This window comes from Bacillus sp. SB49 (genome assembly GCF_000469135.2).
In the GTDB taxonomy this organism is placed as follows: domain Bacteria; phylum Bacillota; class Bacilli; order Bacillales; family Halobacillaceae; genus Halobacillus.
The window spans coordinates 1,837,266-1,858,033 of sequence record NZ_CP048117.1 but is presented as its reverse complement, the minus strand read 5'-3'; the positions used below and the strand labels follow the sequence as shown (position 1 = coordinate 1,858,033).

Annotated in this window: 22 protein-coding genes and 1 pseudogene; 3 read left to right on the top strand and 20 right to left on the bottom strand. The window is 44.6% G+C overall.

Features of this window, described 5'->3' with window-relative positions:
- Positions 1-2 precede the first annotated feature (2 nt).
- The 5 genes from M662_RS09745 to acnA all read right to left on the bottom strand — a co-directional run bounded on the left by M662_RS09745 (position 3) and on the right by acnA (position 6,338).
- A complete protein-coding gene (locus M662_RS09745) occupies positions 3-2,261 on the bottom strand; it encodes an AAA family ATPase (RefSeq protein ID WP_026577424.1) in 2,259 nt (752 codons plus the stop codon).
- 119 nt (positions 2,262-2,380) lie between these two features.
- Positions 2,381-2,605: a small acid-soluble spore protein Tlp gene (gene tlp / locus M662_RS09740; RefSeq protein WP_026577425.1), complete on the bottom strand. Its 225-nt coding sequence runs from the start codon at positions 2,603-2,605 to the stop codon at positions 2,381-2,383.
- 125 nt (positions 2,606-2,730) lie between these two features.
- Positions 2,731-2,874: an FbpB family small basic protein gene (locus tag M662_RS09735; protein WP_008638210.1), complete on the bottom strand. Its 144-nt coding sequence runs from the start codon at positions 2,872-2,874 to the stop codon at positions 2,731-2,733.
- A 51-nt stretch (positions 2,875-2,925) separates the two neighbouring features.
- On the bottom strand, positions 2,926-3,504 hold the full coding sequence (locus M662_RS09730) for a redoxin domain-containing protein (protein ID WP_035387992.1): 579 nt from the start codon (positions 3,502-3,504) through the stop codon (positions 2,926-2,928).
- 128 nt (positions 3,505-3,632) lie between these two features.
- Positions 3,633-6,338, bottom strand: a complete 2,706-nt coding sequence (gene acnA / locus M662_RS09725; protein WP_026577427.1) for an aconitate hydratase AcnA — start codon at positions 6,336-6,338, stop codon at positions 3,633-3,635.
- Between the two features lie 285 nt (positions 6,339-6,623).
- On the opposite strand from acnA, the gene M662_RS09720 reads away from it, so the two are divergent.
- Positions 6,624-7,052: a DUF2621 domain-containing protein gene (locus M662_RS09720; RefSeq protein ID WP_008640337.1), complete on the top strand. Its 429-nt coding sequence runs from the start codon at positions 6,624-6,626 to the stop codon at positions 7,050-7,052.
- 17 nt (positions 7,053-7,069) lie between these two features.
- Here the strand turns inward: M662_RS09720 and M662_RS09715 are convergent, their stop codons facing one another.
- The 8 genes from M662_RS09715 to M662_RS09680 form a co-directional block, all read right to left on the bottom strand.
- Positions 7,070-7,552: a CcdC family protein gene (locus M662_RS09715; RefSeq protein WP_026577429.1), complete on the bottom strand. Its 483-nt coding sequence runs from the start codon at positions 7,550-7,552 to the stop codon at positions 7,070-7,072.
- 49 nt (positions 7,553-7,601) lie between these two features.
- Entirely contained in the window at positions 7,602-8,051 is a 450-nt protein-coding gene (locus tag M662_RS09710) for a Na(+)/H(+) antiporter subunit B (RefSeq protein WP_026577430.1), read from the bottom strand.
- Positions 8,052-8,118: 67 nt separating this feature from the next.
- Positions 8,119-8,823, bottom strand: coding sequence for a cytochrome c biogenesis CcdA family protein (locus tag M662_RS09705; RefSeq protein WP_008640346.1), 705 nt, complete (start codon positions 8,821-8,823; stop codon positions 8,119-8,121).
- A 139-nt stretch (positions 8,824-8,962) separates the two neighbouring features.
- Complete coding sequence (locus M662_RS09700; RefSeq protein ID WP_008640348.1) at positions 8,963-9,187, bottom strand: YneF family protein; 225 nt, start codon at positions 9,185-9,187, stop codon at positions 8,963-8,965.
- Positions 9,188-9,260: 73 nt separating this feature from the next.
- On the bottom strand, positions 9,261-9,677 hold the full coding sequence (sirA, locus tag M662_RS09695) for a sporulation inhibitor of replication protein SirA (protein WP_008640350.1): 417 nt from the start codon (positions 9,675-9,677) through the stop codon (positions 9,261-9,263).
- Between the two features lie 158 nt (positions 9,678-9,835).
- The gene (gene tkt / locus M662_RS09690) at positions 9,836-11,839 is read right to left on the bottom strand and encodes a transketolase (protein WP_008640352.1); all 2,004 of its coding nucleotides are present in this window, start codon (positions 11,837-11,839) and stop codon (positions 9,836-9,838) included.
- 171 nt (positions 11,840-12,010) lie between these two features.
- Entirely contained in the window at positions 12,011-12,244 is a 234-nt protein-coding gene (locus M662_RS09685; RefSeq protein WP_008640353.1) for a DUF896 domain-containing protein, read from the bottom strand.
- A 101-nt stretch (positions 12,245-12,345) separates the two neighbouring features.
- The gene (locus M662_RS09680) at positions 12,346-13,005 is read right to left on the bottom strand and encodes a YneB family resolvase-like protein (protein ID WP_026577431.1); all 660 of its coding nucleotides are present in this window, start codon (positions 13,003-13,005) and stop codon (positions 12,346-12,348) included.
- Between the two features lie 291 nt (positions 13,006-13,296).
- On the opposite strand from M662_RS09680, the gene lexA reads away from it, so the two are divergent.
- The gene (gene lexA, locus M662_RS09675; RefSeq protein ID WP_026577432.1) at positions 13,297-13,920 is read left to right on the top strand and encodes a transcriptional repressor LexA; all 624 of its coding nucleotides are present in this window, start codon (positions 13,297-13,299) and stop codon (positions 13,918-13,920) included.
- Positions 13,921-13,943: 23 nt separating this feature from the next.
- On the opposite strand, the gene M662_RS09670 is transcribed toward lexA, so the two are convergent.
- From M662_RS09670 to M662_RS19755, 4 genes and pseudogenes are all read right to left on the bottom strand, one after another.
- Positions 13,944-14,177: a WYL domain-containing protein gene (locus tag M662_RS09670; protein ID WP_152413438.1), complete on the bottom strand. Its 234-nt coding sequence runs from the start codon at positions 14,175-14,177 to the stop codon at positions 13,944-13,946.
- Positions 14,178-14,258: 81 nt separating this feature from the next.
- Positions 14,259-15,368, bottom strand: coding sequence for an N-acetylmuramoyl-L-alanine amidase (locus tag M662_RS09665; protein WP_051348864.1), 1,110 nt, complete (start codon positions 15,366-15,368; stop codon positions 14,259-14,261).
- A gap of 210 nt (positions 15,369-15,578) precedes the next feature.
- Complete coding sequence (locus M662_RS19695; protein ID WP_152413439.1) at positions 15,579-16,175, bottom strand: methyl-accepting chemotaxis protein; 597 nt, start codon at positions 16,173-16,175, stop codon at positions 15,579-15,581.
- Positions 16,164-16,418 (bottom strand): annotated as a pseudogene (locus M662_RS19755) (PAS domain-containing protein); the annotation flags it as partial. The gene M662_RS19695 and the pseudogene M662_RS19755, both read right to left, overlap by 12 nt.
- A gap of 387 nt (positions 16,419-16,805) precedes the next feature.
- Between M662_RS19755 and M662_RS09655 the strand changes: the two are divergent.
- On the top strand, positions 16,806-17,009 hold the full coding sequence (locus tag M662_RS09655) for a hypothetical protein (protein WP_026577434.1): 204 nt from the start codon (positions 16,806-16,808) through the stop codon (positions 17,007-17,009).
- 624 nt (positions 17,010-17,633) lie between these two features.
- Here M662_RS09655 and glnA read toward each other — a convergent pair.
- From glnA to M662_RS09640, 3 genes are all read right to left on the bottom strand, one after another.
- Positions 17,634-18,965 (bottom strand): type I glutamate--ammonia ligase, encoded by a 1,332-nt coding sequence (glnA, locus tag M662_RS09650; RefSeq protein ID WP_008640365.1) that lies wholly within the window; start codon positions 18,963-18,965, stop codon positions 17,634-17,636.
- 21 nt (positions 18,966-18,986) lie between these two features.
- A complete protein-coding gene (locus tag M662_RS09645; protein WP_008640366.1) occupies positions 18,987-19,391 on the bottom strand; it encodes a MerR family transcriptional regulator in 405 nt (134 codons plus the stop codon).
- Positions 19,392-19,505: 114 nt separating this feature from the next.
- The gene (locus M662_RS09640) at positions 19,506-20,753 is read right to left on the bottom strand and encodes a methionine gamma-lyase family protein (RefSeq protein WP_008640367.1); all 1,248 of its coding nucleotides are present in this window, start codon (positions 20,751-20,753) and stop codon (positions 19,506-19,508) included.
- Positions 20,754-20,768 lie beyond the last annotated feature (15 nt).

Genomic DNA, 20,768 nt, shown 5'->3' with positions numbered 1-20,768 from the left:
CGTTACGACTCCCTCCGTACCATATTCCAAGCTTTCTCAAAATCATTAAGCTCTAATACATTCATATCCGCTTCTTCCACTTCCAGAATCCTGATGGCCTGAAACTGGATGGCTTCGTTGACTAGATTGTGAATAAATCTTCCATTCCCCTGAATAGAATGATCGGTGAACTTCTCAAGAAGAAATGACTCCGTCCATTCATTGAAATGATAGCCGTATTGAGCCGATTGATAGTGTGTCATCTGCAGCAGTTCCTGTTCCGCGTAATCAGGAAAACGAAAATACTTTTTGAATCGGGATGATAACCCTGGGTTGCTGTCAACCAATTGTTCCATTTCCTTCTCATACCCTGCTAAAATGACCACTAAGTTTTCATTGTGCTTCGTCATTTCGTCGACGAGTGTCTCGATTGATTCTTTTCCGAATTCGTCACGCCCACCATTATATAAGGAATAGGCTTCATCGATAAACAGTACGCCTCCGAGAGCTTCTCTGATCTTACGCTTCGTTTTTATAGCGGTTTGCCCGACATAACCTGCTACCAGATCACTTCTCGAAACGACGACCATGTGGCCGCGCTTAAGTAAGCCGCATTCTTTAAGGACCCCTGCATAAATATCAGCCACCGTCGTTTTTCCTGTTCCCGGGTTACCAGAGAAGACGGAATGAAGCTGAATCGGTACAACCGGGTATCCTTGTTCTTTCCGTTTTTGCTGCGCTTGTACGAAGGAAGAAAGCTTACGCACTTCCTCTTTGACATTGTGAAGTCCAATTAAGGAATCAAGGCGCTTCATCGGGGAATGTTCGCTGGTATCAGAAGATTCCTCTACATCCAAATCATCCAAGTCAATTCTCATATGATCAAGCCAGTGGTGCTTGTCTCTCTCCGCTTCTTTCGCACCTTTTTGGAAAACGGTTTTCAAAACGAGATTTTTCACCGTCCGTGCATTCCCGAACGAATCATCGACCCTCTCTCTTTCAATTAAAGAGACAAATTCATTTCGAGCTGCTTCTGTGAAAAAGAAATCGTTATCTAGCGCGGTTTCTTCGGCAATCGTGATGAGTTCGTCCATCTGATAATCCGGCAGCTCCATTTGATTCTGTTCCGGAAATCTACTGCGTAATCCGGGATTGGACCATAGGAATTGCCGCATTTCCTCCGGATAACCAGCAAGAATCACCGCAAACTTCCCACCATATTCTTTGCTTGTCATAGCAGAGACGAGCGTATCAATGACGGCTTGACCGTAGTCGTTTCCTGTCTGTCCTTCCCTGCGGAGTGTATAGGCTTCATCAATAAACAGTACTCCTCCGATGGCTTGTTTCACATAATTCATCGTGTTCTCTTCACTTTGTCCAACGTAAGATCCTACTAAATGGGAGCGGTTTACTTCCACTACCTCTTTCGTTTCAAGAATCCCCAGTTCATGATAAATATCAGCGAGCAGGCGTGCCATCGTGGTTTTTCCTGTTCCTGGATTACCAGTAATAATCATGTGCAGACCCGGTTCGTCGACCATGGAAAAACCAAAGCTTTTCCTTCTTTGCTGATATTTAAGAAAATGGTAGTACCTGCGAATGTATGTCTTTACATCCTTCAAACCCACCATCCTGTCAAAAGCTTCTAATGGACTTCCATACACACCACCTGTCAAAAAATCAGGCAAACGCTTGAAAAGCTCATCCTGAACGTCGGATAAACGTCGCATTCGCTGATTGATGTCTTTGACAGGGAGCCGTATTCTTCGGTTCTCTATAGACGCGATTGCATCCTCCAGCATCGTTTCAAGGTCTGTCAATTCCTGATAGACTTCCTGGTAAATTTTCATACGAGTGGATGCATTCAAAATGGTCTTCTCAGCAAGATCCCCATCCCACGTTTCCCGTAGTTCTTTAATATCCTCATATATAACTCTTGCCTTTTTCGCCTTTGCAGAATCATGATCTGTCTCATGAAGGGACCACTGTTCAAACGGCGTATCCCTTAATAACTTATAAGCGTGCAGCAGCAGTTGGGATTCATATAGATCATGGATAAGCGGATGGTTTCCCTCCATGACTCTTGCCTCATCGATAAACTGCTCGGCAAGCGCATCCTTTCCATCGTGTCTTTGAATCCGGTGATAAGCAAGTGCCGCATACAACAGGGCCTGCAGCTCTTTATCCTGTAATTCGTTTTCATTTAAATATCGCAATGCTTCCGTTTCAGAAATCGGCGGCTGGTCCTCTATATCCGACCATTGCCTTAACTTATCTAACATGTCCAATCACTTCCTTTTCTATCAACGCCTTTCATTTTATCACAGACAACGAATTATGTAGACGAACACCGCTTAAAGTCGAGAAATGAAAAGCCGTCCCTGACAAGGACGGCTTACCATCAATATTGCTGATGCCTGGATTCATCTTTCATTTCTTCCCTCATAGCCTGAAGAGATTGGTTTCGATGTTTATTTTTCTTCTCGATGTCCTGGCGCTCTTCCTCGGTCGCGTAGGCTAATACATCATTTGACGCTTCTATGTTCTCTATCGTGTTCTGCACCTGATTCTGTAACCGCTCCACATTATCAGCCCGATGATCCGGGTTTGGCTTTTGATTCGACATATGCTGTTGTTTATGAGACATCTCATGAACCTCCTAAAAAGAATGAACCATCCAGTGGTCAACGATTACTTTTCCCCTTCGTCCGGCACTTTATGAAGGAATTCAAAAAAAAAACAAATCCCAGTTTAAGACGGGATTTGTTTCATTCGATCTCGGTGGCGTTTCTCTATCCGTTCATCGATCTGTGCCATTAATTTCTCATCTGCCTGAATAGAGCGAATGTTTTCTTTAATCCGTTCTTCCAGGGATATGGGTTTATGTCTTCTCATGGGAATCTCTCCTTTAATAAGCAGTATTTCCCTTAAACAATAAAAATATTCCTAATTTAACGCATCTTTCATCTTCACCATAAATTCATAAGTCATCGGGCCTGTTCTCCGCTCTTTTTGGATAATTCCATCTGTACCTATGAAATAAGTGGTCGGAATAGCTAAGATCTGATATGTCTCATTTATTTCGAGCTGTTCATCCAGAAGAACAGGAAATGTATATTCCCCGCTGCTGATAAAATCTCTCACCATACTTATTCCTCCGTCTTCGGTGCCGGTACCGTTTACGGCAAGGATCTCCACTTCATCAGAAAAGGCTTCATAGAACTTTTGCATTTCGGGCATTTCTTCCCGGCATGGGGGACACCAGGTCGTCCAATAGTTAAGAAACACTTTCTTTCCCCTGTAATCGCTTAGACGGACGATCTCTCCCGTTACTGTCTCCACGGTGAAATCAGGAGCTGCCTCCCCCACCTCTAAGCCGTCCGGCGCATTCGGAGCCACCATCCCTGCCCCCTGCTTTTCTTCTGTATCCCTCTCACCCGTTTTCTCATCTTCCCCTCCAAAACCGGGAAGGACAACCATGGCGAAAAGTACAAGGAGAAAAGCCAAAGCCAGCCATTGCTTCATTATATCCTGCCCCCGTCCGAAACTCATTTACTTCTATGTATAAGAATAACGGAATTCTTTTATTCCTTCTAGTCCCTATTTTATATGAAAGAAGAAGACCGCCCAAAGGACGATCTTCTTACATTGGATCAGCTCAATTTATTTCGTAGAACCATTTGCAGAATACCACCGTGACGGTAATAATCCACTTCCACTTCGCTGTCAAAGCGGGCAATTACTTCAAATTCTTTCTTATTGCCTTCCTCATCGGTCGCTGTCACTTTGACAAGATCGCGAGGTTTGACACTTTCACCCACTTCTACATCGAACGTTTCACGTCCGGACAGACCGAGAGACTCAATAGAATCTTCTGGTTGGAACTGAAGCGGAAGTACACCCATCATGACAAGGTTGGAACGGTGGATTCTTTCAAAACTTTCTGCAAGGACCGTTCTGATCCCCAGAAGGTCTGTACCTTTAGCTGCCCAGTCACGGGAGCTGCCCATACCATAGTCGTTTCCAGCAAGGACCATCAACGGCGTTTCGTCCTGCTGATACTTCATAGCTGCTGTGTAGATCGGCATCACTTCTTCTGTAGGCCAGTAAGTTGTGAAACCTCCCTCTGTTCCAGGAGCAAGTTCATTACGAATACGAATGTTTGCGAACGTTCCGCGCATCATTACTTCGTGGTTACCACGACGGGATCCGTATGAGTTAAAGTTTCTAGGGCTTACGCCATTTTCCTGCAGGTACTCGCCGGCAGGCATGTCTTTAGGAATAGCACCGGCCGGAGAAATGTGGTCGGTCGTTACCGAGTCGCCAAACCTTCCGATCACACGCATACCCGTTACCGGTTTAACCGTTTCAGGTTCACTTGATAGACCTTCGAAGAACGGCGGATTCTGAATATATGTGGAGTTATCGATCCAATCATACAGTGGTTCGTCCGTCGTATCGATTTCATTCCACTTTTCGTTGGAATTAAACACGTTCTCGTACTCTTTACGGAATATTTCCGGGGTTACGACACGGGAAATCTCTGCTTTGATTTCTTCCTGAGACGGCCAGATGTCGTTGAAATAGACGTCTTTACCATCTTTATCCTTACCGATCGGATCATTCTTAAGATCGATATCAACCGTACCTGCAAGTGCATAAGCGACAACAAGCGGTGGTGATGCCAGGTAGTTCGCTTTTACAAGCGGGTGGATACGTCCTTCAAAGTTACGGTTACCGGAAAGAACGGAGGAAACCGTCAAATCACTGTCCGCAATCGCTTTTTCGATTTCCGGAAGAAGTGGACCAGAGTTACCGATACATGTCGTACATCCGTAACCGACAAGGTTAAATCCAAGCTGGTTCAAGTACTGCATTAATCCGGAATCATCCAGATAACGCGTTACTACCTTCGAACCGGGTGCAAGAGAAGTCTTCACGTAATCCGGAACTTCCAGACCCTTTTCTACGGCTTTTTTAGCTACTAATCCAGCCCCCAGCATAACGTGTGGGTTGGACGTGTTCGTACAGGATGTAATAGCAGCAATCGCAATAGCACCTGTCTTCATTGTTGACGTATCGCCATTTTCGAACTTGATCTCTGCTTTCTTATCAAATTCGGACTTATCCAACCCGAAACCGTGGTTTCCGGATGGACCAGTGATCGCCTGCTCAAAAGATTCCTTCATTTTGGAAAGTGGAATCAAATCTTGTGGACGCTTCGGCCCGGAAAGGTTCGGCTCCAAATCTCCGAGATCGATTTCAACCAATGAAGTGAATTCCGGATCTTCAAGGGATGGATCGTACCAAAGATTGTTCTTCTTGCAGTATTCTTCAACGATTTGGATCTGCTCTTCGCTGCGGCCGGTCAAGCGAAGGTATTCCAACGCTTCTCCATCTACAGGGAAGAATCCACATGTCGCACCATATTCAGGAGCCATGTTGGAGATCGTCGCACGATCAGCCAGCGGCATTTCCTGAAGACCAGGTCCGAAGAATTCAACAAATTTACCAACGACGTTCTGTTCACGAAGCTTCTGAGTGACTTTCAGTGCCAGGTCAGTAGCCGTTGTTCCTTGTGGGAAGCTGCCGTTCAGTTTCACACCAATTACTTCCGGAGCAGGGAAATAAGAAGGTTGTCCGAGCATCCCGGCTTCTGCTTCGATTCCTCCGACACCCCATCCTAGTACTCCAAGACCATTGATCATCGTCGTATGTGAGTCGGTTCCGACAAGTGTATCCGGGTAAGTATCATAAGTACCGTCCTCGTTCTCAAGAGCGTGGACAACGTTTGCGATGTATTCAAGGTTAACCTGGTGTACAATTCCTGTTGCAGGTGGAACAGCACGGTAATTATCAAATGCCTTCTGTGCCCAGTGAAGGAATTCGTAGCGTTCTTCATTACGTTCAAATTCAAGTTCCATGTTTACATTCAAGGAATCAGCAGTACCATACTTATCGACTTGTACAGAGTGATCAATTACAAGATCGACAGGTACTTCCGGGTTGATTTTATCCGGGCTGCCACCCATGTCCACCATCGCTTTTCTCAAAGAGGCGAGGTCAACGACTGCCGGTACTCCGGTGAAGTCCTGCAGAATTACACGGGAAGGTTTGAATGGTACGTCTTCCCCTTTTGATTTTTCAGTTCCCCAATGCGCAAGACTCTCTACGTGTGCATCAGCGATTACGCGTCCGTCGTGTTGACGAAGCAGAGATTCAAGTAGGATACGGATCGAGAAAGGTAGACGGGAAATCTTACCGTGTCCCGCTTCTTCTAAGGCTTTCAAGTCATAATAGTTGTACGTTTTGCCATTAAGGTCAAATTGTTTGCGAGCATTAAAAGCATTGCTAGCCATGTTCCTTGTTACCCCCTCATCAATATTCAAATGGTGTCACCGTTCGACCGGCTTCTCCATTCCCCAAATTTGTATATTTGTGACCTATATTTGTAATAGATTCACAAATCTGCAATCTTTATTGTAAATGAAAACGATTTATAAGTAAAATGAATAAACGCAAATTTTTCTGAATTCGACAAATTTTATAACCAAAGACCCTTCAGGAGCGCTATTGTAATTAGATGTCTGAACTTTTATAATATAGTCATCGATACCTACCAATAAATTGAAACAGGTGATCAAATGTCAGGTGGATTCGCTTTATTTATTATCGGGTGGATCGTAGTCATGGTCGGACTTATGAGTATCGGCGGTTTTTTCATGTTCCGCAAATTTCTGAAAAGAATGCCGAAAGAAGACGGAAAGTCAGCTATTGACTGGGAGGAGTACTATGTTGACGAGACAAGACACATGTGGAGTGATGAACATAAGTTGCTGCTGGAGGAGCTTGTCTCCCCCGTTCCAGAATTGTTTCGTGACGTTGCACGCCAGAAGATAGCAGGAAGAATTGGGGAAATTGCTATACAGAAGAAAAAAAAGAAAATAACTCAGGACATTTTGATTGAAGGGTATATACTGGCAACTCCAAAAAGGGACCATAAATTTCTCGTCAAGAAACTGAAGGAAAAAGAAATCGACATCCGCCCTTATCAAACCTTATTGGAACCATAAAAAAAGGACCCGGCATTTTATGCCAGGTCCTTTCCTCTATCCAGTTTTTTCTCCAACTGCAGATACTGCCTGAGCATGGCGAGCCTCCACGTGAAGATCATTCCAAAAGCGAGAAGGAAGAACATACCGCTTGTTTCCCCGAGAGGGATATGCTGTCCGACAACCAGTTTGAAAATGATTCGGACAATTAGAAGCCCGAAAAGAATGAATGCAAAGGCTTTCGAGGGTACTAAAAAAATCTGATCTCCCCTTATTTCGAACTTGGAGGAGCGGATCAGTAAAACAGAGAACAACATCCCGATCAAAAGCGCTTCTGCTACCTGTGCCCACTCCACCCGAAATACAGGAAATACAAACATAAGCGCCCCGGTGCTCATAAAAAAGGGCGGCAGAATAATTTTTTTAATGCTGGCCGGCTGCTTGGAAGCCCGGAGTCGGACAAATATCATGGCAACAGCCATACCAGCAGCCGCAACCGTACTTGCAATTAACCAGAACATACCGATTCACACTTTCTTTATTTCGTCCCCGATTGCGCTGGTAAACGAATTAATCCAATGCTTCTTCCGCTTCTTCCCTGTCGTTGGCGATGGTTAAAATGATTGTCATCGTCACCCCTACAACGGCCAAGTAAACACCTAAGTCAAAGAGGATAGCCGTAGCCAAGTGTGTTTCCCCTAAGATCGGCAGATGAAAATAAGCGTCTGTATGGCTGAGAAAAGGTACATTGAAAAGAAAAGAACCTGCCCCTGTAGCAAGGGCGATAATCAATCCAACAGGAATGGCGTAACGGAAATTGACCGGTAGTATCTTTTCCATGGCACGTATACCATAAGCCATATACATAAGGACGATAGCAGCAGAAGTCATCAGACCACCGATGAATCCTCCCCCAGGCTTATTGTGGCCCGCAAAGAATAGATACACGGAAAAGCCGAGCAGTATGAAGGCGATCAATGTTGTTGTGGTTCTTAGAATGATGTCGTTCGTTCGAGTCATACGAATGCTCCTTTGTCTTTTATTCAAGTACTTTCATGATAATACAAAAACAGCAGAAAATCCATGATCAGAAACCTTGGAATCCGAAGAAGCCGGCAAGGTAGGAAGTAAGCTTCGTCATCCAGTTAAAATAGAGCGCAATCCCTACCGCTATCATTACATATCCGCCTGCCTTTACGATTCCCGCACTGTGTCGTTTAATCCAACCCAGTTTGCCGACAAAGAAAGACAGCAGGAGAAATGGGATGGAGAAACCGAGGGAATAGGCAACCATCATGACTAAAAACAAGTCCGGAGAGTCAGCTGCGAGCGACAAAACACCGGCAAGAATCGGCCCCGTACAGGGCGTCCATCCCAGCGAAAAGGCTAAACCAATTAAAAAGCTTCCCGCATACCCGGAAGGACGGTTCTTGAACGCTATTTTGCGATCCTTCATTAAAAAACGAAAATTAAAAACGCCGATAATGACGAAACCAAAGAAAATGATAAGAATTGCTCCTAAGCGACGGATCACGGATTCATTTTGAATGAGAAACTGACCAATAAAACTCCCTGAAAATCCAAGAATCAGAAAAATGGTGGTAAACCCAAGCAAAAACAGTACCGTGTGCAACAGGCTGCGCCTTTTCAACATCCCGTTATCTTCCTTTAATTCATGAACGCTCATCCCGGTTATGTAGGAAAGAAAAGCTGGATACAAAGGAAACACACACGGAGAGATAAACGATAAAAATCCTGCACCAAAAGCGAGAAATACATTGACTTCTGTCATTGGCCCACCCCCCCTTGTTTCTGCCTCGCCTACCATTGTATCAAATAAAAATCCGAAAAACGACGAAAGTGTGTGAACATCTATGGAAGTTTACATAGATAGAGCCTTCTCCCAGACGTCCGGTAGAAGGCTCGATTCATTATTTCATTTGGTTGTTCATGGAACGCATCATCTGATTGATCTTCTTCTGTGAAGGCTTCTGGCCCATCTGCATCATCAGTGTACGTAACATCTGTTCGTTAATTGGCGGGTTTTTCTTTAAATAGTTCATCATGTACCTTCTTGCGATGAAGAAGCCCAGGGCTACACCACCGACAAGAGTCAACAAGGCTATGATGATAACCCATACGATCCCCAGTGTCATGTTTTCGTCTTCCTCCTTCGAATTGTCTCCCATAACAGTATAGTAAAACGTCTATGAGAATACAATAGCCGTTTTAAGAGAAGAGTCTGGCAGAAGGCAGCGGGGCAATCCATCCATAATATTGACCGGACAATTCGATAATAAAGAAAGAATGATCCGTATTCCTTAACGGGTGGAAAACAGAGCTCTCTGCCTGCCAAAGGCTCTCACTGTAATAGAGACAACAATAGTTCTTACTTCTTATTATATCATAGCCGCTCGGTAATTCGAAAAAAGGACGACACAAATCGGCCGTTTTCTTCTCCAAAGACCCTTCCGCAAGGGGAAAATCACAGAATGGAAAAGAATCGACTATGTAAGACAACTGCTTGTAATGAATAACCGGCTCATACTCCTCCACACATTCAAGGAAGAACTGCCTGAGCACTTCTGCTCTATGGTAATACTTTTCCATAATCTCTCTTTTCACGGAAAAAATGATAAACTGCATCGCTATCCTCTCCTTGTGCTTATTATAGAGGGCGCAGGAGGGATATGCTGTCATAATATGAAAGGACAGGCATGGTTATTTTGTCAAAATGACGCTGATTTACATTATGTAAAACAGGAAAGAAGAGAGCTTCCGAAGGCGGAAGCTCTCCCTGTTATTTATTTCATAAGGTTCTCCGCATGTTTCACAACATTTTCTACAGTGAAACCGTAGTTCTTGATTACCGTATCTCCAGGAGCGGAAGCGCCGAACTTGTCGATACCGATAATAGAGCCGTCCAGACCAACATAACGGTCCCAACCAAAGGATGCTCCCATTTCGACAGCAAGACGTTTGCGAACGTTTGAAGGAAGAATTTCTTCTTTGTATTCCTTAGACTGAGCTTCGAAGTGAGTAAAGGACGGTACGCTTACTACGCGGACATCGAATCCTTTTGTCTTCAATTCTTTCTGCGCTTCTACGATCAGCTGAACTTCCGATCCGGAAGCGAGAAGAATTGCATCAGGCTCTTCTTTGTCAGAATCACTAAGGATATAAGCTCCTCGCTTCATACCTTCATATGCTTTCTCTTCCGTTCCTTCAAGTGTAGGAAGGCCTTGACGAGTCAATACGAGTGCTGTAGGCATCGTTTCAGACTCCATCGCAATCTTCCATGCAGCATTCGTTTCGTTTCCATCTGCGGGACGAAGGACTGCAAGATTAGGCATCGCACGAAGAGAAGCAAGCTGCTCCACAGGTTCGTGAGTAGGTCCATCTTCTCCTACTGCTACAGAGTCATGAGTAAGGACGTAGTTTACCGGCAGGTTCATCAAAGCAGATAAACGAACGGCCGGACGCAGGTAATCACTGAACACAAAGAACGTACCGCCATAGATCTTGAGACCTCCGTGGAGGGCAATTCCGTTCATAGCAGCCGCCATAGCGAATTCACGTACACCGAACCAGATGTTTCTTCCGGCATAGTTTTCACGTGTGAAATCTTCTTCTTCTTTGACTGCTGTTTTATTTGATCCTGCAAGGTCGGCACTACCACCGAATAAAGAAGGAACTGTTTTGGATAATGCATTGATCGCATCACCGGATGCCGCACGTGTAGCCGGGCTGTCTTCTCCTACTGTATAAGAAGGAAGCTCTTTGTCCCAGCCTTCCGGAAGCTGACCAGCGATCGCCGTTTCCAATTCTTCGGCAAGCTCTGGATACGCTTCTTTATACTGCTTCATCAGCTCGTTCCATTCCTGCTCTTTCGCTTGACCATTGTCTTGAATTTTCTCTTTGAAGTCTTGATAAACTTCATCCGGTACGTGGAACGGCTCATGCTCCCACTTGTAGAATTCTTTCGTAGCTGTTGTTTCCTCAGCACCAAGTGGCGCGCCGTGAGAAGCGGACTTACCGGATTTGTTCGGTGAACCGAATCCAATGACGGTTTTCACTTCAATCATAGTAGGCTGCTCTTTATTCGCTTTTGCTTTTTCAATTGCTGCTGCAATTTCTTCGGTATCGGTTCCATCTTCAACACGGATGACTTCCCAACCGTAAGCTTCGTAGCGTTTCTCTACGCTTTCGCTGAAGGAACGATCCAGGTCTCCATCAAGAGAGATGTCGTTGGAATCATAAAGCACGATCAATTTCCCAAGACCTAAGTGACCTGCAAGGGAAGCAGATTCCTGAGAAACGCCCTCCATAAGGTCGCCATCTCCGCAAATGGAGAAGGTATAGTGATCGACAACATTGTAATCACCGCGGTTGTACTTAGCAGCAAGGTGTGCTTCTGCCATTGCCATACCGGTCGCCATTGCAAGCCCTTGACCTAGAGGACCAGTTGTAGCTTCGACTCCGTCCGTGTGGCCGTATTCAGGGTGACCAGGAGTTTTAGAATCCCACTGACGGAAGGACTTCAAATCCTCGATGGATACGTCATAACCAGACAGGTGAAGCATGCTGTAAAGAAGCATGGACCCGTGTCCAGCGGATAGGACAAAGCGGTCACGGTCGAACCATTGAGAGTTCTTAGGATTGTGATCCATAAACTTCGTCCAAAGTGTGTAAGCCATTGGAGCTGCTCCCATAGGCATTCCAGGGTGGCCGGAATTAGCTTTTTCTACTGCATCGATAGATAAAGTACGAATAGTATTGATTGATGTTTGTTCAAGGCTGTTAGCCATGTAAACATTCCCCTTTCTGTTAAGGCATATGTACCATGTATTATCCTATAATGAAATTACATTTGAGACAAGCGCCAGGACTCAATAAAACCGTGACCGTTCTAATTTTCCCTGAATAAACAAAATTAAACAAAGAAGCCGCACGCTTTATGGCTAAGCGTGCGGAGGAAGTTAATTTTTCTTCTCATTCTTCTGCATCTGTTTCAATTTTGCCGGTGTCACGTCGTTTCCTTCTGGATCTACAACCGTTACACCCTTCAATTGGTTCTTAAACGATTTGCGGGCGTTTTTCAAGTATTCCTGTCTGAGCGTTTTCTGCTCTGCTTTTTCGGAATCTGTCAAATCCACCTGCTTGGATTTATTGGCCAACTCATTAATTCGCTTGATTTTCTCTTGGGATAACATATGATCCTGCTCCTTTTTATTAGTGATCGATAAGCAGACGATGGTACATAAAACGGAAAAAGACAAGCAGCCTTCAGACCCTTGTCTATCGTCTATTTATATTACAGTTCTTCCGTCTCCTTTTCAAGCGATAGGTATTCTTTATACCTTCTATGTACGGTCGCTTTAGAAACGTCATATCCCAGTCCTCGAAGCGTCGCTGCGATATCTTTAAATGTCAAATCATTATTGCGAAGTCGCACAACCTCTTCAATTGGAAAATGGAGTCGTTCACGGCCCGGAGCCATATGTCTGTTGGATAAATTTTCAGAAGGGTCATATCCTTCTGCTACAGCTTTCTTCATTCCTCTTCGTATTTTCATATTGTGGATTTTCCGCTGATACTCCTCCACAATCCCAACGATCTGAAGCACCATAGAATCCGACTCGGAAATCTGAAGTTCGCCTTCATGAGTAAGGGAATAAACCTTAACCCCAAGCCTGTTAAGCTGATGGAAAAGGGCTATCTTCGTATTCCCTCTTCCGAGCCTCGTCTCATCCTGAATCAGCAATGCATCCGCCTGTCTTGAAGAAAGGTACTCCAAAACAGAAAAAATACCTTCTCTTTCTATTTCGTAGCCGCTTGCCTGTTCTTCAATGCAATCGACAATTTCCAACCCGTGATTTTCTGCCATGGCAGTCAATTCCGCCCTCTGGCGTTTTAACGATGAGATCTGCGCCTCTTTTTCCGTGCTGACGCGGCAGTACAAGACAACCTTCATCTACAATAAACCCCTCTCTTATCCGCTCGTTACCATAGAATAATAGAGAAAAGCGAAGCTGACAACAAACAAAATGATGTACGTGACGTCCAGTTTGGATAGTTTATTGAACATGTGAACCCCTCCATATTAAGAACGAACGTTCCTAAGAACCTGTGTTCGCATTTGATATTTTTAATTATATACGAATGTACGTTCCTGTCAACGACTTTTTTCGAACGCTTGTTTGTGTTTTTTTGCCCTCCATGGTACAATGTGGTTACTATAATCCTATGTACGAGGTGCTAATCTATGAATAAACTTTCCAAGCGGCAGCAAGAAATACTAGATTTCATAAAAGAACAGGTAGTGTTAAAAGGGTATCCACCATCCGTTAGGGAAATCGGACAGTCTGTGGGTCTTGCTTCCAGCTCGACTGTGCACGGACACTTATCAAGGCTTGAGAAAAAAGGCTTTATCCGTCGGGACCCTACGAAACCGCGGGCAATTGAAGTTATTGAATTAGAAGAGGATCACAGTATTCCCAGAAGCGAGGTCGCCTATGCCCCTGTGATCGGTAAGGTCACAGCAGGGTCTCCCATCACCGCTGTCGAAAATATTGAAGAGTACGTTCCACTCCCGGATACGCTTGCAGGAACGGACGACAACACATTTGTGCTCATCGTACAGGGAGAGAGTATGATAGAAGCAGGAATCCTGGACGGAGATATGGTAGTAGTCAGACAGCAGCAGACAGCTCAGAACGGTGACATTGTCGTTGCCATGACAGAAGAAGAGGAAGCGACGGTTAAACGCTTTTTTAAAGAACAGAACCACATCAGGCTTCAGCCGGAAAATGCGACAATGGAACCGATTATACTAAATGATGTTTCCATTTTAGGACGAGTTGTCGGTTTATACCGGACGGTGCATTAAAACAGAAAGAAGCGGCGGCCGTTTTAAGCCCCGCTTCTTTTCTCTGTTCCTTTATTTTTACGAAAAACTGCCACGGCAAGAATTCCATCCCATCTGAACGTTCTTACTTGTTTCCGTGTATAACAATAAGCCACGCAACAGGCTTCCTCCATCCTTATAACTCGAATTAATCGTTGAGAAATAGATTGATCACGGGCATGATAAATAATTTCTAACGGTAAATGCTCTATCATAGAACGGTTTAATAATTGGTGCATACACATCACCCCATTACGAACATTTGTTCTTCTATTGTATGAAGAATGACGCCGAAAGTATACCGGGAAATCCTGGGCCGTTCATCGTTTTAAATAATTTTCGATCTTTCGGGCTGTCTCCAGACGCGTCGCTCCGGATAGATCAACAAAATTGGACCCTTTTAAGCCAGCCGTTCCCCCACCGGCAACGATTATCTTTTTAGCCACTTGGCGCCTCTCTGCCGTACGCCTTAACGCAATCATTGCATTTTCCCGAATAGCAAGTGTCTCCACAGCAGGGAAATCAGCAAATGAATTGATGACAACTGCAACCTCTTCCATTTCATCATCCTCCATTTTTTTGAGGGCTTCTTCCATTGCCCTTTTTGTATTTGGCCCATAATATCCATCGACTCTTAAACCCTGATCCCTCTGAAAAGCTTTGACAGCTGTCTCTGTAGCTGGACCGAAGGAACCATCGGCCCCGTAGCCTCCCATGGAATAGCCCAATTTCAATAAATTGCGCTGCAGCACACGTACCGCTTCTCCCGTATCCCCAAGAGAAAGGTAATTTTTGTCGATCGTTTCACCGACTCCTTTAAAAGCCACACCGAAGTACTCACAGATTCCCTGCGCGTGTTCCTTTGCTACTTCTTGTTGAAAAGCTTCATTAATCATTAACAATGCCTCACGTTTGTTATCCATGTAACCGTTCTCGGTCAGAATTGCCGGCATGTCTGTTTCTCTCAACACATGAAAATTGGCTTCTTTTACACCGCGCCAGTTCTGTTGCGTCCCTCGCCGTAAATACTTGCCGACAAGCGCTGCCAATCTGCCAGCCTCCCGATTCAAAGAACCCGGATACACATATACTTCAATTCCGCTGGGATCTGATCCACCGAAAGAACCGTCAAATGCGTTGTAATGCACGGACACGTAAATATCTGCATTGTACCTGTTCGCTTCTGCTGTTCTTGTCGTAAGAGGGGTATCCGCATCTGTGGGTGCAACAAGCAGCACACGGAAGCCATGGTATAAAAGAATATCTGAGAGATAAGCAACGACCTTTCTATTAAACTCATTCTCTTTAATTTGACGCCCCAGCTCAGGTATATACGGCGTTCTCTTCCCAGGAGTCTCCATCCCATGTCCATCATCCAAAGCAACCAACCTGCCGTTCCAGCTTCCGCTTGGATAGACTAATCTTGCCATAATGATCTCCTTTACTAATCTATTAATTTCCTTTACAAATATTTAGCAATAGTAACTACTTCTATGTAACAAGATTATGCTCACTCTTGTCCTTTGGTTCCATTTTGCCGCAACATAGGGCACATATATCCGCTTCTGTCCCTTACTAAAGCCCAAAAATCATACAAAAGGAGCGCTCCGTTCTGTTCACGGCCGCTCCCTTATATCTATCTATATAATTTCTTGCAAGTGATTGGCTCTTACCTCCAACTCTTCCCCGTCTCCGACAAGCTCATGATAAATCTCACTTGCAGACTTAATTTGTGATAAAGCAGCCTCCACATCTTTTTGTATCTTCACCGTTCCCTTTGTGATATTTTCTATTTCATTAGTAATGCTTTCTACATTTTCATTCACTTCGCTGATGGATTTTTCTACTTTATTCGATAATTTACGCACTTCTTTTGCAACGACATCGAATCCTCTCCCATGCTCTCCCGCACGCGCAGCTTCAATTGCGGCGTTTAATGACAACAAGTTTGTCTGAGAAGCAATATCACGAATGGTCTTAACCACTCCCTGGATCTTAGTTGTTTGAATACCAAGCTCCCCAAGCGTTTCCGTGTTTTCAGAAGATATCGAAGAAATCTGATCTACTCTGTCACTTAAATCATTCTGAAAGGCTAATCCTTGGACCGCCTTTTCATTTAATGTGTAAGACATATCCTTCAACCTGCCGACAAGGTCCTGAAGTCCCTGCTGCCGCTCTGATATGTCTGTTGCAACTTTTAATATTCCACTGACCATTCCATTCTCCCATACAGGCATGTAGGTTGCTTCCAGCCAAATTTCTGCTCCTCGCCTGTTCTTTCTGAGAATTTTATTCTGAAAACTCTTTCCGGTTCTCAAATTTTCCCAAAAAAGCAGATACTCTGCACTTTCAGAAAAGTCCCGGAAACAGAACTCCTTATGATCCTTCCCTATAATTTCCCGGTTCGAGTTGTACCCCATTGTATCAGCAAACCGATCATTGACATAACGCACCTTGCGATCAGTTCCAAAATATATCATCGCCAAATTATCATTGATGGATCGAAACAAGCGCTCTTCTATAACATCTCTATCTGCTGCACTAACCATTTCATTCCCCTTACTCTTTATTTATTTTGTTTCTTTCGTATAGGTATTTTACCCTATTCAAAAAACTAAAAACCACCCCGGGTACATTATTACCACCTGAATGCTCTCCGTCTAAGACCAAAACCAGACATCTTTATGGACGGAAGAATCAGCATAGGAGGGTTTCTATTTGTAAGCATACCTCTTTTATGTGAAAACGGATGTAATAAAAGCTATAGAACAAAAACAATCAGAATAGTTAAATAAAACTATTCTGAGGAAGTTAATCATTTTATACCGTATAATAATATTCAAATCCAGGCATTAAGGAGGGGTAGTGTGGATAAGTTAATGGATAAGTTAATGGATAAGTTAATTCGTTTGTATGACGATATCGACGGGGATCGCACGAATGACGAACAACTCAAGTTAATGGATGAAATGCTTCGTCGTATAAGGGAATTAAAACAAATAAATGAAACGTTACAGGCTCAAGTGGATACTTACGAAGATTTGATTATAAGATTAATAAAAGAAGGCTAAGCGGTCATTCCTTCTCACTGAGGTAAGAATCTCCCGGAGCGAAGGCTCAGGGGGAATGGAAGCAACACAATCCAGTCAAACACAGCGTAAACAAACGTTCGTAAACATACTCTACGTAACTAACGTTGTTCATTTAAGAAAACTTTAGATTATGGATGATGCAGGGAATGGCTGATTCACTTGTTGATTTTAGTTTCCCTCATCGCTTCTATATAATTTCAAACTCAAATAGCCTCAGGGACTAATACAATCCCCCCCATTTTCCCTGTATCTTTAAAATATGTCTGGGTTCCACTGGCTTCTTCCAGAGGAAATGTACGATCAAATACCGGCTTAAATCTTCCTGACGCTAAGTTGAAAATATGATTATGATATGTGCTTCTTTTTTCCCTAACCTACCTTTTATTTCCTCACCCTCAGCATAACGAAAGGCTTCTGGAAATCAGCTTATAAGAATTACTATAAATAATATTGCAGGGCGCTCTCACATCCCTGTAGGCATTCAACTTCCAGATGTACTGTCATTCATCAACCTGCACCTTTTAAAGGTTAAACATATGTAAACCCACTTGGGTCTTGCATATAAAAAAACCCCGAGGCTTAGAGGCCCAAGGGTTTTAAGGTTTAGTACGTTTGCAGATACTGCTCTCTTTCCCACGGATGAACCTGTGTGCGGAACATATCCCATTCGATTTCCTTTGCTTCAATGAAGTGTTCGAAAAGGTGCTCTCCAAGAGCTTCCACCATGATCGAATCTTTTTGCAGCTCTACAAGGGCATCGTAAAGGGTTGCGGGCAGATCTTTCACACCGTGCGCTTCCCGTTCTTTTTTGTCCATGACATAGATGTTGCGATCAACCGGAGCCGGTGCTTCCAGCTTATTCTTCACCCCATCGAGGCCAGCGGACAACAGGACTGCCATTGCCATATAAGGGTTTGCGGATGGGTCGACGCTCCTCACTTCAATTCGCGTGCTCAACCCACGGGATGTAGGTACGCGGACGAGGGGACTGCGGTTTTGTCCGGACCAAGCAACGTAGCAAGGTGCCTCATAGCCAGGAACGAGACGCTTATAGGAGTTTACAGTAGGGTTCGTCACAGCAGTAAAGCTGGTCGCGTGCTTGATGATCCCTGCTGTAAATTGATAAGCGACTTCTGATAACTGGTCTTTTCCGTTTTCGTCGAAGAAGGCATTCCCCTTCTCATTAAACAAAGACATGTTTGCGTGCATACCGGATCCGTTCACGCCGAAGAGCGGCTTAGGCATGAAGGTAGCGTGAAGACCGTGCTTACGCGCAATGGTTTTTACTGCCAATTTAAATGTCTGGATATCGTCACAATGCTTCAGGGCATCGGAATAACGGAAATCAATTTCGTGCTGCCCGGGAGCAACTTCGTGGTGGGATGCTTCAATCTCAAATCCCATTTCTTCCAGCTCTAAGACGATATCACGACGGCAGTTTTCACCGAGATCGGTCGGTGCTAAATCGAAATACCCGCCTTTGTCGTTCAATTCCATCGTCGGTTCGCCTTTTTCATCTAATTTGAAAAGGAAGAATTCCGGCTCTGTACCGATATTAAAAGCGGAGAATCCAAGTTCTTCCATCTTCTTGAGGTTGCGCTTTAAGTTGTAACGCGGGCAACCTTCAAAAGGAGTCTGATCTGGGTTGTAAATATCACAGATGAATCGTGCCACTTTGCCTTTTTCTGAAGACCATGGGAAAACGACGAATGTATCGATGTCAGGTACAAGATACATATCGGATTCCTCGATCCGAACGAATCCTTCAATGGAGGAACCGTCGAACATCATCATGCCGTCCAGCGCTTTGTCCAGCTGGCTCAGTGGAATTTCTACGTTTTTGATCGTACCGAGCATATCCGTAAACTGGAGACGGATAAACCGTACGTTTTCTTCATCAATTTTTTTGTAAATTTCTTCTTTTGTTAAACCCATTGGATTTCCCCCTTGAAACGATTAATGAAAGAACCGGGACATTTCTCCCTGTCTGATTCCTAGCTTGCCTTGTCTTCCCGATGTGAATAGTTCTTGCTGCAGCATACGACGAAGCTCTTTCTCAGTCAGTTCATTATGGACTTCCTTCACTTCTTCTTCATTATATGCTTCATTCTCAGGCTTCTCTTCAAGCTTGAGAACTTTCTTGATCCCCGCCATGTTAACCCCTTGGTCGATGAGGTCCTTGATTTCAAGCAACCGGTCGACATCATTAAAGGAGTATATGCGGCGATTCCCCTCCGACCTGGCCGGATTGATCAGCTTATGCTGCTCATAGTACCGGATCTGCCTCGCAGTCAGATCAGTAAGAGATTGAACAATCCCCATTGGGAACAACGGCATGGAACGACGAATTTCATCACTCATCGATGTGCCCTCCTCCCATAAGAATGATACCTTCATTATACGATACGCAAGGTATATGTCAACATATGTGAGAAATGTTTACACATTAATGTTCCCAATGCTTTGGAAATGCTTTCACACTTTCACCATGCCTTCAGATATAAGCTGGTCCACAGCCTTTTGCACAGCAATCTTCACATGGGCATATGTTAGTCCTCCTTGAACAAATGCTGTGTATGGTGGACGGATCGGTCCGTCTGCTGTAAGTTCGAGACTCGCCCCTTGAATAAAGGTTCCGGCAGCCATAATCACCGGATCTTCATACCCCGGCATAGGACTTGGTTCCGGACGGACATGGGAATTGACAGGAGAAGCTTGTTGAATCGTTTGACAGAACCGTATCATTTGATCGGCTGTATCAAAACTAACCGATTGGATCAAGTCTGTCCTACGGGCATCGAAGGATGGGTTTGTACGGAAACCAAGCTCTGCAAGGAACTTGGCAGTGAAAACCGCTCCTTTCAACGCTTCCCCGACGACATTCGGTGCAAGGAAGATGCCTTGATACATTTCCTGGAGCATATTCAGGCTTGCTCCCGTTTCCTTTCCAAGCCCCGGGGCTGTCAATCGATAGCTGCACTGTTCAATCAATTCTTTACGGCCTGCTATGTACCCGCCGATCCGTGCAATACCACCGCCGGGATTCTTAATTAACGAGCCGGCAATCAGATCCGCTCCCGCCTGAATCGGTTCTTCCCGTTCTACGAATTCTCCGTAGCAATTATCTACAAATACAACGACATCAGGTTTGATGCTTCGCACGTGTTCAATGATGGACCGGATTTCTTCGATTAGGAAAGAGGGCCGGTCCTCATACCCTTTGGAACGCTGGATAGCGACTACTTTTGTATTGGAATGGATCGCGGCTCTTATGCCTTCTCTGTCAAAAGAACCATCCGCCTGAAGCGGCACGGATTTGTATCCGATCCCAAAATCACGGAGCGAACCTTTATCCGTTCCATCCGGACGGCCAATCACTTCATGCAGCGTATCATATGGTTCCCCGGAAATATAAAGCAGTTCATCCTGGGGGCGAAGAACGCCGAACAAGGCGGTCGTTATGGCGTGGGTGCCCGATATGAGTTGAGGCCGCACCAGTGCGTCTTCTGCTTGAAAAATGGCCGCATAGAGCGCTTCGAGGGTGTCACGTCCGAAATCATCATATCCATACCCTGTCGTCGGATGAAAATGGGAATCGCTGACGCGAAGTTCCTGAAAGGCACGAAGCACTTTTTCTTGGTTGTATTCTACAGTGCTTTGAATGGCTTGGTGCTGTAGTTTAATGGTATCTTCTGTTCTTTGTTTCACTTCTTGTACATTCATGTTGACAACTTCCTT